The organism is Streptomyces sp. NBC_00376 (genome assembly GCF_036077095.1).
Taxonomy (GTDB): Bacteria; Actinomycetota; Actinomycetes; order Streptomycetales; family Streptomycetaceae; genus Streptomyces.
Window position 1 is genome coordinate 6,252,595 of the sequence record NZ_CP107960.1, and the last position, 14,013, is coordinate 6,266,607.

Sequence of the window (14,013 nt, forward strand, 5' to 3'; positions counted from 1 at the left end):
GCCGGTCCACCTGTTTCAGCGACGGTGACCATGGCGAGCAACATCCCCGAGGAGACCACGAGCTTTGTCGGACGGAAAGCGGAACTTGCCCGGCTCGAACACACCCTCGCCACGCACCGGCTGACCACACTCATCGGCAGCGGTGGCGTCGGCAAGACCAGGCTCGCGGTCCGCGCCGCCCGGCAGGCGGCGGCCGGACACCGCGACGGCGCGTGGTGGGCGGACCTCTCACCGCTGCACGACGACGGACTGCTCATCGCGACCGTCTCCGACGCCGTGGGGCTCTCCGACCACACCCTGCGCATGCCCATCGACGCCCTGTGCGAATGGCTCGTCGACAAGGAAATGCTGCTGATCCTCGACAGTTGCGAGCACCTGCGCCCCGCCTGCGCACACCTGCTCGGCGAGATCCTCACGACATCCCCCGGTCTCACCGTGCTCGCCACCAGCCGGCAGCCCCTGAACATCAAGGGCGAACAGGCCGTCGAGGTCGACCCGCTGCCCGTCGAGGGCGCGGCCGACGCGCTGGCGCTGTTCCGGGACCGGGCGGCCGCGGCGGCCCCGGGCCTCGCCCTCGACGAGCCGGGGAACGCGGAGGCCGCCGCCGAGATCTGCCGCCGCCTCGAAGGCATTCCGCTCGCCGTCGAACTCGCGGCCGGGGCCCTCGGCCGGGACACCGTCGAGCAGGTCGCCGCACGGATCAGGACCCGCTTCGACGTACCCGCCGACGCCTCACTGTGGCCACCGCGCCACCGCACCCTGCGCACCGCCATCGGCTGGAGCCATGAGCTGTGCACCCCGCTGGAAAGGCTGCTCTGGGCCCGGCTGACCGTCCTGCGCGGCGAGTTCGACGAGGCCGCGGCCCGCGAGGTCTGCGCCGGGGGGCCGCTCACCCCGGACGGTGTGACCAGGGCGCTGAACGGCCTGGTCGCCAAGTCCGTCGTCGGCCGGGACGGCGTACGGCACCGCATGCTCGACACCATCCGCGAGTACGGACGGATGTGGCTCGCCGAACTCGGCGAGGAACGAGCCGCCGCCGACCGGCACGCCGCCTGCTTCCTCGGCCTGGCCCGCAACGCCCACGCCGGCTGGACCGGAGACGACCAGATCAGCTGGTACCACCGCATCGCCGATGCGCACGCCGACCTCTGCGCCGCCCTGGACCACCTGCTGGCCCACGACACCGCGGCCGCCCAGGAGATGGCCGGACGGATCGGCTTCTTCTGGTGCTGCTGCGGCCACCTCCCGCAGACCCGCGAATACGCCCGCCGCGCCCTGGCCGCCGGACCGTCCGAGGGCCCCCACCGCACCCGCGCCCTGTGGGTGCTGGGCATCACCGTCATGCTCCAGGGCGACTACCCGGCCGCCCGCCGCCTGGGCCGCGAGTGCACCAGGGAAGCGGCGCGCGACGGCACCGACGAGGGCATCCTCGCCGCCGCCTATCTGTGCGGCCTCACCGATCTGATGACCGGCCGCCCCGAGGCGGGCCTGCGCGAGGTCGACCGGGTCCTGCGCTCGACCGGCACCGCCACCCCGCTGGAGAAGGCCTACCGGCTGCGGTGCCGGCTCATCACGGTCTTCGCCCTGACCGGGCTCGGCCGGCTCGACGAGGCGGCGGAGGCGGCCGCGGTCCTGCGCGCGGTCTGCGAGGCCCAGGACGAGTGCTGGACCCGCAGCTACGTCGACTACCAGCTCGCCCTGATCGCCCTGCTGCAGGGCGATGCCCACGCGTCCGCCGCCCACGCCCGCTCGATGCTCGCGGGCAAGCACCGCATGCGCGACCGCTTCGGCATCGCACTGGGCCTGGACGTCCTGGCCGCGGCGATCGCCGCCCAGGGCGCGGGCGCCCGCGCCGCCCAGGTGTACGGCACGGGACAGGTCTACTGGCGCATGGTCGGCCAACCGCAACGCGGCACCCCGGAACTGGAACCGCTGCGCGAGGCATGCGAACGCCAGGCCCGCGAGGCCGTCGGCGACGTCGCCTACCAGCGGGCCTTCGAACGGGGCCGGGCGGACAACGCGGAGGTCGGCCTGGCCGCCGCACTCCAGGGCGAACTGCTCATGTAGGGGTCGAGAGCAGCCGCTGCGCGGGGACAGCGGGTACGGCCGGGGCCAGGGCGGAGAGCCGGTCCAGCAGCTCCCCGAACGGCCCGTCCGCCGGCTCCTGGCCGAGCACCCGCAGCACGATGCCCGCCGTCTCCGTGTTGTACGCGGCGCTCACCGCGGCCAGCGCGGCGAAGTCGTGCACCAGCTGCAACTCCAGCTCCTCGCGCGGAATCCGCCGCCCGTCCAGCCAGATCAGCGCCGTCGACTCGGCCAGCGACACCCAGGAACGCACGACCAGCTCCAGCCGTGCCGGGGGATCCTCGACCCCCAGATGGGACAGGATCTGCTCGCAGGCGGCCTGCCGCACCCCGTCTATCATCGCGTTCGCCGTCGAGGACCCCGCCGCGGGCCCGCCCCGCATCAGCGCCGAGAACCCCGGACCGTGCTCCTCGACGAAGTCGAAGAACCGCCCCATCACCCGCAGCAGCCGGGCCCCGAGCGGTCCTTCGCGAGGCTCCACGAACCGGGCCGCCAGCTCGTCGGCGGCCCGCCGCAGCGCGGCCTCGTACAGGCTCTGCTTCCCCGGGAAGTAGTGGTAGACCAGTGGCCGCGAGATCCCCGCGGCGGCCGCGATCTCGTCGATCGACACCTCGTCCGGGGCGCGGTGACTGAACAACTCCAGCGCGACACCGATCAATTGTTGTCTGCGCTCCTCGACGCCCATCCTGCGCCGCACCCCGGTCGTCATGGTGGACAGCGTACCGAGTGGGGTGGCGGGGGAGAGGAGGCGGGCGGCCCGGCATTTCTCCCCACCCCCGATCGCCACAAGGCCCTAGAGGTCCAGCACCAGCCGCTCGCCCCGGCACCGGGACACGCAGATCAGCATCGAGTCGTCCCGCTCCGAGTCCGTCAGGAGCTCGTCGCGGTGGTCGATCTCGCCCTCCAGGACGCGCTGCCGGCACGTACCGCAGAAGCCCTGCTCGCAGGAGTACGAGACGTGACTCAGCTCCTCGCGCACCGCCGCCAGCACCGACTGGTCCGCCGCCACCTGGACCGTACGGCCGGAGCGGCGCAACTCGACCTCGAACGGGCCCGAGCCGGCCGACGACGCGGCCGCCGCCGTGAAGCGTTCCAGATGCAGGGTGCGGTTGGGCGGGAGGGCGGCGGCGACCGCGTCCATCAGGGGTTCGGGGCCGCAGCAGTAGACGGCGGTGCCCTCCGCCGTGTCCGCCAGGGCCGCCGCGGCGTCCGGGTGGCCCGCCTCGTCCTCGGCGACGACCGTCACCCGGCCGCCCTCCGCGCCCAGCTTCTCGATCTCGTCCAGGAACGGCATCGAGGCGCGGGTCCGTCCGCCGTACAGCAGCCGCCAGTCGGCGCCCGAGGCGGCGACGGACCGCAGCATCGGCAGGATCGGGGTGATGCCGATGCCGCCCGCGACGAACAGGTAAGCGGGGGCTTCGGTGAGCGGGAAGCGGTTGCGCGGGTCGCGGATCTCCACCTCCTCGCCCTCGTGGAGCTGCGCGTGGACCTCGCGGGAGCCGCCGCGGCCGTCCTCGACCAGCCGCGTCGCGATGGTGTACGTGCCGGGGTCGGCCGGGTCCCCGCAGAGCGAGTACTGGCGGACCAGGCCGGAGGGCAGGAGCAGGTCGAGGTGGGCGCCGGGCTGCCACGGCGGCAGGGCGGACCCTTCGAGACGGAGCTGGACGACGCCCTCGGCCGGGGTGGTCCGCTCGGTGATCAGCAGCCGGCGGGTGGCCGTGGTGCGCCGCTCGGAGTGGCCCGAGATCGGTTCCTCCAGGGCAGGCAGCGGCCACAGCGGGGAGCTCTGGATCCGGCGGTGCAGGGCGCGCTTGGCCAGCAGTGCGGCGCCCGCGACCAGGACGATGGTGCGCAGGCGGGGCAGGGGGAGCGGCATGTTCAGCTGGTTCCCGTCATACGGGCCTCGGCGGCGGTCGCCGCGGGCGAGTGGGCGAGATAGTCGATGGCCTGGGCCGTACTGCCCTCCTGCGAGGGGTGGTAGTCCCGGCTCAGATAGCGGGGCACCGAACGCAGCAGATCACCGGTGGCGGGCAGGGTGCCGCGCTTGCCGCTGGTGTAGAACTCCTTGAACGATCCCTTGCCGTTGAGCAGGCTCGGGTCGTTCTCCATGAAGAAGCGGATGCCGCGCTGCCAGAGGAAGACCAGCGCGCTGAACGCCGTGGCCCAGGTGCGGGCCCGGCGCGGGTAACCGCCGTCGACATGCATGAACACCTCGAACGCGACCGAGCGGTGCTCGACCTCCTCCGCGCCGTGCCAGCGCAGCAGGTCCAGCATCATCGGATCGGCGCCGCGCCGGTCCAACTCGTCGGCGTTCAGCACCCAGTCGCCGAGGAAGGCGGTGTAGTGCTCGATCGCCGCGATCAGCGCCACCCGCTCCATCAGCCACCACTTGCGCGCCCGCCCCGGCGGCAGCGTCCGGTCGCCGAGCAGCTTCTCGAAGAACCAGTCGACCTGCGCGGTGTACGGCGTCGGGTCGAGACCCAACTCCTTCAGGCGGGGCAGGACGTCGTCGTGCGCCTGGGAGTGCACGGCCTCCTGGCCGATGAAGCCGATGACGTCCCGGCGCAGCTGTTCGTCGTGGATGTACGGCAGCACCTGCCGGTACACGTGGATGAACCAGCGTTCCCCGGCGGGCAGCAGGAGGTGGAGCACATTGATGGTGTGCGTGGTGAACGGGTCGCCCGGCACCCAGTGCAGGGGAGTCTTCTCCCAGGCGAAGGAGACCCTGCGCGCCTTGAGAAGCGTCCGCTCCGAGGCGACCGGCGCCGGCTGCGTGTTAGACATATTGTCAATGTACTGAGAGGTAGGCCGTCGGAACAGAGGCGTGCGACGAATTCCTGACGCTCCGGAATTCCTGACGCCCAGGACGACGGGGAGTCAGCGCAGCGCGCCCACCCGACTCCCGTCCGCCAGCGTCCCGTTCAGCCGTGCCCGGTCGCCCGCCCTGGCCGGCACGGCGAGCAGGCGGCTGTCGGAGCGCGCCTCCACCCCGCCCGACGCGGTCAGCGAGGCGAACTGCTCACTGCCCGCCGCCAGTACGTACCAGCGGCCGCCCTGCGACTTCCACAGCACCCCGGCCAGCACCCGGGGGGCGCGCATCCCGCAGGCCGGGGAGTCCTCGGCCCTGGCCGCGACCGCCCCGGGCGGCCCGCCCGTCGCGACGGCCGGCGCCGACGGGGCCTGGAACTGGGCGAGGACCCGGCTGCCGGTACCCCGCCAGGTCTCCGCCCTGGTGCAGAGCCAGCGCGCGGAACCGCCCCCCTCGGGCAGCAACTGCTCTGCGTACTGCCAGGAGTTCACCGAACGCACCCCGCGCGAACGCACCGCGGGCAGCAGACAGGCGGTCCGCGCCCAGCTGTCCCGCTCCGCCCACCCGGCGACATCGTGCGGCGCGGACGGCGGGCCCGAGGTGAGCCGGGCCGGGACCAGTTCGCCGAGGTCGGCCATCAGCCGGGCCGCCGGGCCGTCGCGGACCTCGATCGTTTCCCAGGCACGGCAGTCGCGGGCCGTCGCCGGGCTGGTCAGCGCGGCGGTCACCCCGTCTGCGCGGCGGGGCAGCGGCCGCCGTCCGGCGCCCGGCGCCAGCAGGTCCCGCACCGACACCGAACTCACCCAGGGCGCGGTGAGGTAGCGGATCCGGTCGCCGCCGCGCGCCACGATCAGCGCGGCGGCCGTCGCCCGGTCCGCACCGTCGACCCGGGCGAAGTCGAGCGCGACGCCCTCGCCCCGGCCGCCGTCCCGGGGCTCCGCGTACCGCACGACGCGCAGCCCGTCGTGGAACAGCACCACCGTCACCCGGTCCACCTCGCCCGCGTACAGCAGTTGCGGCGCCCCCATCGGAGGCCCGACGGGGGTGCCAGGGGTCGCCGACGAACGCACCGCACCGTCCGGACGCGCCCAGGCCCTCAGCGCGCGGTGCAGCAGCCGGGCATCCCCGGTGCGGCTGCCGCGGGTGGGCCAGGAAGTGAAGTCGGTACGTGGCGAGCGCTGCCAGAACGTCGCGGACACCCGGCTCAACCTGCCCGGGTCCAGGGCCTGTTCGGCGGCGGGCTCCCGGCTGTCCCGGGGCCCGGACACGGCGCCGCGCCCCCAGCCGTGGCCCGGCAGCCCCAGCAGCGCCCCGCACACCAGCAGCGCGGCGACCGCCGTCAGCGCCGCCTTCGCGTGCCGGCGGCGGCGCAGCAGATCCGGCGGCCGGGCCTGGAGCGAACAGGGGTCGAACTCGGGGGAGTCGAGGAGCGCGTGCGGCACCGGGACGCCCGCCGCCTGGGCGAGCGCCGCGTACGGGTCGGCGACCCCGGCGTCCGCGAGCACCCGTCGGGCCTCCGCGTCGGTCAGCCCCTCCAGACCGCGCAGGGCGTGGGCGGCGCGGCCCGGACCGGAGAGCGCCGACAGGGCGTTCTCCAGGGCGAGCCCGTCCGACCCGCCGGAGTGCGGGAACAGCCGCAGCCCCCATACGAGTGGCAGGAGCGAAGGCAACCGGGCGCGGCGGCCCGCCGCCAGGGCCGCCCGCAGCACCCGTCGACGGGCGAGCGCGTACGACGGATCCACCGTCGCCGCACCGCCGGGCCCGCGCGGCACCGGGACGCCGCCCCCGGCCCCCGCCCGGCGCCCGGCCAGCAGGCACCGCTGGGCAAGCGCGTGCGCCTTCAGCACCCGGCGGTGGCTGTCGAGCGACGGCGGCAGCACGAGATAGCCGAGTCGGACCAGTCGCGGATAGTGCTCGACGAGCGCGGCCCCGGCCTGCTCCCCTTCGGCCGGGGCGGCTGCGGAAGGTACTTCTGGCAGTGGACGCACGTTCAGCAGAACGAGCGAATCGTGCGATGGTCACCCCGGCCTGTCCGCGCGCGGCACGGCGACCGTGCCCACCGTCCGTCTGCTGGAACCGTGCGTCATAGCCGCGCAAGCCCGGCCTCAGGGCACCTTCGCGGCCCGATTCAAGACAATTCGACATCTCTCGGCAGGTAGAGCAGCATGGCTATGCGGGAGGTGTACAGATCGCTGGCCCCCAGCAATGACGGCGCGGCCAGTCGACGGGCGCCGGGTAACCGACTCCTACGCGATCACAAGCCATGAGCTCATATGATCTCGTTTTCTCGCCGCCGCCCACCAGGCCCAGGCCTTTCGTGAGCATCTCTCTTCTCGGCGGTTTCGACATCGTCGTCGGCGACGAACCAGTGACCGTCCCAGTCGGCTCGAAGCGACTGCTGGCGTTCATCGCGCTACAATACCGGGCTGCTGTTCCCCGAACTCTGGTCGCCGGGAGTCTCTGGCCCGAAGCAACCGAGCAGGGTGCGAACACGAACCTTCGGTCGGCGCTGTCACGTCTCCAGGACCTCGGGAAGCAGGCGCTGAACATCTGCCCCGCCGAGGTGCGTCTCGCGCGGGAGGTCGACGTCGACCTGTTTCGGGCTCGGTCGTTGGCCCAGCGCATCATCGATTCCCATGTCCCGGCCGAGGAACCCGACCTCAACGCGACGGCCGTCGACCAGCTGTCCGCAGATCTGCTGCCCGGCTGGTACGACGACTGGATGCTGCCGGAGGCGGAGCAATGGCGGCAGCTTCGGCTCCACGCCCTTGAGGCACTGACGGAAGCCTTCATCGACACGAAGGAGTTCGCCTGGGCCGTGACGGCCGCCCATGCGGCTGTCCAGGCGGATCCGCTGCGGGAGAGCAGTCAGGCTTCGCTGATCCGTGCCCACCTGGCGGAGGACAACCGGTCCGAGGCGTTGTACGACTTCGAACGCTACGAGCAGCAGCTCAGCGACGAGCTGGGACTCCGCCCCACGCCACGGCTGCGCCGGCTGGTGTCCGAACTTCAGCGGTCGCGCCCCGGTGGCGGATCCCCGTAGCTGCGTAGCTGCCCCGTAGCGCGGAGTTGGCGAACCCGCCACTGTCCAGTGGCGGGCTCGCGTTACCGAGTTCGGTCGGTTTGGCGTGGTCAGCACGCGACAGAGGTCACGTCTGTGCGCCCTGCTGGAGGACGTTGCCGTTGCCGGGGCCGGTCTGTGCGCCCTGTTGCAGGACGTTGCCGTTGCCGGGGCCGGTCTGTGCGCCCTGCTGGAGGACGTTGCCGTTGCCGGGGCCGGTCTGTGCGCCCTGCTGGAGGACGTTGCCGTTGCCGGGGCCGGTCTGTGCGCCCTGCTGGAGGACGTTGCCGTTGCCGGGGCCGGTCTGTGCGCCCTGCTGGAGGACGTTGCCGTTGCCGGGGCCGGTCTGTGCGCCCTGCTGGAGGACGTTGCCGTTGCCGGGGCCGGTCTGTGCGCCCTGCTGGAGGACGTTGCCGTTGCCGGGGCCGGTCTGTGCGCCCTGTTGCAGGACGTTGCCGTTGCCGGGGCCGGTCTGTGCGCCCTGCTGGAGGACGTTGCCGTTACCGCCGGTCTGCGCACCCTGTTGCAGGACGTTGCCGTTACCGCCGGTCTGTGCGCCCTGCTGGAGGACGTTGCCGTTGCCGGGGCCGGTCTGTGCGCCCTGCTGGAGGACGTTGCCGGTGCCTCGCCCGGTCTGCGCACCTTGCTGGAGGACGTTGCCGTTACCGCCGGTCTGTGCGCCCTGCTGGAGGACGTTGCCGGTGCCTCGTCCGGTCTGTGCACCTTGTTGCAGGACGTTGCCGGTGCCTCGTCCGGTCTGTGCGCCTTGCTGGAGGACGTTGCCGGTGCCTCGTCCGGTCTGTGCGCCTTGCTGGAGGACGTTGCCGGTGCCTCGTCCGGTCTGTGCGCCTTGCTGGAGGACGTTGCCGGTGCCTCGTCCGGTCTGTGCGCCTTGCTGGAGGACGTTGCCGGTGCCTCGTCCGGTCTGTGCGCCCTGTTGCAGGACGTTGCCGGTGCCACCGGTCTGTGCGCCCTGCTGGAGGACGTTGCCGGTGGCCGTGTCGAAGCAGGTCGGGGGTTGGGACTGAGTGCAGACGATTGCGGACGGGACGGCCTGGGGCGCCGCTGTAGCACTTGTCGCGCCGACTGCGCCGACTCCGCCGGCCATCGCCGCGACCAAGCTCGACACGCCGATCAGGCGGGGAATTCCTTGGCGAATGCTTCTCATCATGGTGGATTCCTTGCGTGTGGAAGCGGGTTTGAGCTTGCCTGCACCAGCCATCGTCATGTGCCGGGCATCACCGCGGCGTGACGTCGGCGTGACCGGGCTCGGCTGACGGCAGTCGGCGGATGCTCTCCGAGGGCGTCTGCCTGCGCCCCGGCCATGGTCAGGACTTGCCCATGGACGGCCGTGTTTCCCGCGTGCCTGGCCGGCTGCGTACGGTGACAAGCCGCACGGGGACGTACTCGTAGCCGACGCGCCGCGCCACTCAGGTGCGCCCGGACGGCGCGGGTGCGGCGCGGCAGTCGGTTGTCCTCGGCGCGGTTGCCGGGCGAATCGTGTGACGGTCACTCCGGCCCGTCCGCGCACGGCTCAACGGGCCTCCACCTCACCGCAGTTGCCACTCGCTGAACCCGACCGTGCCGCGCAGCCCGCTCCCGCCGTTCGTCGCGGTCATGAAGATCCCCACGTCCTGGACCGCCGCCGTCCCCGGCACGGCGACCGTGCCCACCGTCCGCCAGCTCGCCCCGCCGTCGGTGGAACAGGAGCCCGTGCATCCGTCCCCGGCCCGGGCCAGCCGGAGCAGTACCGGGGCCTTGATCCCGGTGATCCGCCGGTACGTGTCCAGGGTCCCGTCGCCGTTCGTGTCGTACGAGAGGACCACACCGTTGGACGGCGTCACCGCCAGATTCAGGAACCCCGCGGAGCCCGGCGCCGCGAGGCTGTTGCACACCACGAGCCCCGAACGCGCCCAGCCCCCGGTGTTCTCCTGCACGTCGACCCGCACGGTCACCTCCGCCCCGTCGGACCACGCCCCCTCCCGGTACGCGGTGCCGAACTGGCTGGTGCCCTTCCACAGGTCCTGGCCCGCCCCGTTGATCGCGAACCGCCCGTCCAGCTCCCCGAAGACCGCCGCGTTCGACGTGTACGTGCGCCAGCCCGGCTCCAGCGGCGCCGCCAGGTACACCGCGCCACGCCGCAGATCGGTCACCCGGTCCTCGCCGCGCGGCCCGTACGCGGTGCCCAGCTCGTACGGCATCGGCACCAGCGGCGCGGTCAGCGGCTCGGACGGGGCGGTGACCCGCCAGTCCACCGAACCCGAGCCGCCCGCCGCGACCTCGTCGAGGGAGGTGCCGCCCGTCGCGGTGGCGTCCAGGCCGGTGAGCGCGAAGTCGACCCGGCCGGTGGACCGCAGGCCGTTCAGATTGCGGAAAGCGGCCGTCACCGTCCCGGTGCTGCCAGGGGCGAACGTCACCGGATCGGCCCAGACCGTGACGGTGCCCTGGTACGGGGCGGTGGACAGGGTCTCGAAGACCCGCCGCGCCGTGCGGTGGGCATCGCCCGTCGCCCGTACCGGATGGACGTCGGTCCGCCGGGTCCACTCCTCCTCGCCCGGGTACCAGTCGAAGGCCTTCGCCGCCCGGCCCTCTGTGAGCGCGTCGGTCAGCTCGTCCAAGTACGCCTGCCACTGCGGGAGATGGACCTCGCCCATCAGCCCGTGCCAGTCCCGGTTGGCGTAGTTGCTGAGGTTGTCGGCGGCCGTCCGGTCCGCCCAGGTGGTGATCAGGGTGCGGGCCGTCCACTCCAGCCGCACCGCCTCCGCCGGGCTCGTCGCCAGCCGTTTGGCGTCCTCCAGCCACGGCCCCAGCAGGAAGGCCCGGTGGCAGCCCGACACCGTGTCCGTCAGCCGCATCAGCTTCAGCCAGAGCGCGGCGAGCACCCGGAACCGGGCCACGTCCTTGTCGGCCTGGGCGGCCCGCAGCTGCGGCAGCAGGGTCCGGGAGCGGTCGGCGAGCGCCTGCCGGGCCAGATCGGTGAGGTCGTAGCGGTAGGTGTCCGAGTCGCGCAGCGACGGGCGTACGCCGAGGAGCGCCGCGAACGCCCGGTCGAAACCGGCCGGGTCGAAGGCGGTGTTGACGGAGGCGGTGATGCTCGGCCTGCGGGAGAAGAGCGAGTCGACGGGGCGGCCATCGGTGCTGGTCAGCCGGTACGCCGTGGCGGCCAGCGCGGCGAACGCCGCCTCCGCCGAGCGGTCGCGGCCGCCGTAGCGGAACCTCGGGTACGCCCGGAACCACGCCTCCCGGTCCACCTTCTCGCTGCGCCAGGCCAGCTCGCTGAACAGCTCGAACGCCGCCGGATCGCGCTCGGCCGCCTCCGGCATGTACGCCGTGCCGGTCAGCGCGCTGCCCGGCTTGTCGCGCCAGGCCGTGAACTTCTCCGTCCAGCGGTCGGTGTTGGCGCCGATCGTCGTACGGCCGCCGAAGTTCGGGATGGTGCCGAAGGCGTACGGGGCTCCGCCCCAGTCCTTCTCCCGGTCGGTGACGGTGTCGAGATCGGAGAGGCCGTCGACGATCAGCAGCCGGCCGGTGTCGATCGCCTCCAGCATCGCGGGCCGGGGATTGGCCTGCCAGCCGAGGATCACCCAGGTCGCGCCGGGGTGCGCGGTCCGCAGGGCCGACTCGACGGCGCGGGCGGCGTCCGGCACCGGGACGTCACCGGCGTTGCCGCCCTCGTGCAGCAGATCCATCTTGAAGTGGCCGGCGGGGCCGAACAGTTGCTCCTGGTGCCGGTAGAAGGCGGCGGCCACCTCGGCGAAGACGGGGGTGCGGGGATCGAGCCAGTCGGGCCGGCGCAGCCCGTTCCAGGTGCCCTGCGGGACGGTGCGGGCCCCCGGATTGCGGTCCGCGAAGCCGTCCGGGACGGTACCGAAGTAGCCGGGGAACACCGGCGCCATGCCCAGTTCCCGCATCCGGTCGGCGATGCACCGGCCCAGCTCGGCGCGGCGGGCGATCAGTTCGGGGCCGAGCGGGCCGCCGTATCCGCTCATGTTCTGGAGCAGCCACCACGGCTGGTGGGACGGCGCGGGCAGCCAGGTGCGGGCCTCGGTGTCGCTGTAGCCGAAGTCCTGGAGCAGCCGGTGGTAGACGGCCTCCTGACCGGCGGTGACCAGGACCTCGTTGCAGCCGTGCAGGGCCAGGACGTCGAGCATCCGCTCCCAGCGCGGCCAGTCGGCGTACGGGGCGGTGTAGCCGTCGTGGGTGTCGTTGAGGGCGAACCGGTGGGGGACGGTCGCGGAGCGCTCGACGGGGGTACGGGGAGCGGGCAGCCGGCGGGGCAGTGCGGTACGGCTGCCGGACCACGAGATCACGGCGTCGCAGGTGTACTTGAGGTACCAGTGCGCCCCCGTCAGCGCGGCGGCCGCGGTGGTGGCGGCGATCTCGATCCGACCGGTGGTGCCGGTGACCCGGAAGCGGTCGGGGGCACCTTCGCTCCGGGGAAGGGCGCCGAGCCGGAACTGCCCGGCGTGGTCCGGCAGCAGACGGCCGAGCGCCTCGTGCGCGGGCGCGAGGTCGCGGGCCGGAGCGGCAGGAGCGGCCGCAGAAGCGGTGGCGTGCGCGGGGACGGCGGCCTCGAACGCGGCGGCGGCGCCGATGGCTCCGGCGGTGCCCAGCACCGTACGTCTGGTCGGCCGGGAGGAGCTGAAGGGCAGGGAGGTCTCCGTCATGATCCGCACTCCTCGGTGTTGTTCATGGTGGTGCATGCGACAACAGGTGCGTGCGGTGCGCACGTTAATGACGGGTGCGGGGGCGGGGCAACGGGGCGTACGGCGATTTGTGGCGAACCAGCTGTTCGGTCGCATGCCGGGGCGGCGGCCGGGCATGCGGCTGCCGGACGGCGGGGGTCAGGCGAAGGCGGCGAGCTGGGGATCGACCGGCGCCCCGGTCATCCGGTTGGCCAGCGTCGACATCGTGTACGTACCGATGCCGAGGACGACCTCCAGCGCGTTGCGGGCGGTGTATCCGTGTGCCAGGAACGCCTGGAGCGTCGCGTCGTCCACGGCGCCGGCCGTCGCGATCACGGCGAGGGTGAACTCCCGTACCGCCTCCAGCCGTTCGTCCGGAAGCACCCGCCGCTCACGCAGGGCCGCGATCACCCCGGGGTCCGCGCCGAGTGCGGTGAGCTTCGCGGTGTGCATCGCCACGCAGACGTGGCAGTCGTTGCCGGTCGCCATCGTCATGATCAGGACCTCGCGGGAGAGCGGGTCGAGGGTGGTGGACTCGAAGACGGCGCTCGCCTTCAGGAAGCTGTCGAGCAGCTCCGGCGAGGTGGCGAGCCGGGCGACGGCGGAGGGCAGATGGCCCTGCTTCGCCGTCACAGCCGCCATGGTGCGGCGGGCGGCGGCCGGGGCGGATTCGAGGGTGTGGTCGGGGAACGCGGATACGGGCATGGCTGATCTCTCCTGGTGGCCGCTCGGGCTAAAATCGACAACGTGATTGACGAAAAGGTAAACCAGGTTGTCGAGTTTCACAATGGCTGAGCGACGGGCGGAGGCGTCCGGGCGGGATGCGGCGGGCTTCGAGCTGCCCATGCTGCTGTTCGCCGGATTCCGGTCGATCATCGACGAGTTGCACCGTGAGCTGGCCGAACAGGGGCACGCCGACGTCCGCCCCGCGTACGGCTACGCGCTCCAGGCCGTCGGCCGCGACGGGGCGACCGCCAGCGAGATCGGCCGCCGGCTCGGGGTCTCCAAGCAGGCCGCCGGCAAGACCGTGGAGAAGCTGGAAGGGCTCGGATACGTGGAGCGCGTCGACGACCCCCGCGACGGCCGCCGCAAGCTGGTCCGGCTGACCGCGCGGGGCGTGGACGTCCTGGTCAGGTCGGCCGAGGGCTTCGACCGGCTGCGCGCCCGCTGGGTCGAGGCGCTCGGCGCGGACCGGGTGCGCGCGATGGAGGCGGACCTGCGCGCGATGGTGCCCGAGGGCGCGTTCCGGCTCGATGTGCCGGGCTGGTTCAACGACTGAGGCAGGCTCGGGCGGCTGCGGCGGCGGGCTTGGACTTTGCTAGCGAGAGATAGGACGTATCTCGTACGCACCCTTCCCGTGGGTCCCTGTGTGC

At 72.8% G+C, this 14,013-nt stretch carries 10 protein-coding genes; 3 read left to right on the plus strand and 7 right to left on the minus strand.

From position 1 onward, the window contains the following. The first annotated feature begins 30 nt into the window (after positions 1-30). Positions 31-2,067 (plus strand): ATP-binding protein, encoded by a 2,037-nt coding sequence (locus OG842_RS28195; protein ID WP_266736946.1) that lies wholly within the window; start codon positions 31-33, stop codon positions 2,065-2,067. On the opposite strand, the gene OG842_RS28200 is transcribed toward OG842_RS28195, so the two are convergent. The 4 genes from OG842_RS28200 to OG842_RS28215 all read right to left on the minus strand — a co-directional run bounded on the left by OG842_RS28200 (position 2,060) and on the right by OG842_RS28215 (position 6,882). Then, complete coding sequence (locus OG842_RS28200) at positions 2,060-2,794, minus strand: TetR/AcrR family transcriptional regulator (RefSeq protein WP_266736944.1); 735 nt, start codon at positions 2,792-2,794, stop codon at positions 2,060-2,062. The two genes, OG842_RS28195 and OG842_RS28200, sit on opposite strands and share 8 nt — an antisense overlap. An 84-nt stretch (positions 2,795-2,878) precedes the next feature. Further along, positions 2,879-3,961, minus strand: a complete 1,083-nt coding sequence (locus OG842_RS28205) for a PDR/VanB family oxidoreductase (protein WP_266736943.1) — start codon at positions 3,959-3,961, stop codon at positions 2,879-2,881. Positions 3,962-3,963: 2 nt separating this feature from the next. Next, positions 3,964-4,869, minus strand: coding sequence for a metal-dependent hydrolase (locus OG842_RS28210; protein WP_266736942.1), 906 nt, complete (start codon positions 4,867-4,869; stop codon positions 3,964-3,966). Positions 4,870-4,962: 93 nt separating this feature from the next. Further along, complete coding sequence (locus tag OG842_RS28215; protein ID WP_266736940.1) at positions 4,963-6,882, minus strand: hypothetical protein; 1,920 nt, start codon at positions 6,880-6,882, stop codon at positions 4,963-4,965. Between the two features lie 329 nt (positions 6,883-7,211). Here OG842_RS28215 and OG842_RS28220 point away from each other — a divergent pair, with 329 nt between their 5' ends. Then, positions 7,212-7,937, plus strand: coding sequence for an AfsR/SARP family transcriptional regulator (locus OG842_RS28220; RefSeq protein WP_266736938.1), 726 nt, complete (start codon positions 7,212-7,214; stop codon positions 7,935-7,937). Between the two features lie 106 nt (positions 7,938-8,043). On the opposite strand, the gene OG842_RS28225 is transcribed toward OG842_RS28220, so the two are convergent. The 3 genes from OG842_RS28225 to OG842_RS28235 form a co-directional block, all read right to left on the minus strand. Beyond that, positions 8,044-9,126 carry a hypothetical protein gene (locus OG842_RS28225; protein ID WP_266736937.1) on the minus strand — a complete coding sequence of 361 codons (1,083 nt, stop codon included), beginning with the start codon at positions 9,124-9,126 and terminating at the stop codon, positions 8,044-8,046. Between the two features lie 379 nt (positions 9,127-9,505). Beyond that, entirely contained in the window at positions 9,506-12,622 is a 3,117-nt protein-coding gene (locus OG842_RS28230; protein ID WP_266736935.1) for an alpha-N-acetylglucosaminidase, read from the minus strand. Positions 12,623-12,799: 177 nt separating this feature from the next. After that, on the minus strand, positions 12,800-13,345 hold the full coding sequence (locus tag OG842_RS28235) for a carboxymuconolactone decarboxylase family protein (RefSeq protein ID WP_266736933.1): 546 nt from the start codon (positions 13,343-13,345) through the stop codon (positions 12,800-12,802). Positions 13,346-13,427: 82 nt separating this feature from the next. Between OG842_RS28235 and OG842_RS28240 the strand changes: the two genes are divergently transcribed. Beyond that, positions 13,428-13,919 (plus strand): MarR family winged helix-turn-helix transcriptional regulator, encoded by a 492-nt coding sequence (locus OG842_RS28240; protein WP_266736932.1) that lies wholly within the window; start codon positions 13,428-13,430, stop codon positions 13,917-13,919. The last annotated feature ends 94 nt before the right edge of the window (positions 13,920-14,013 follow it).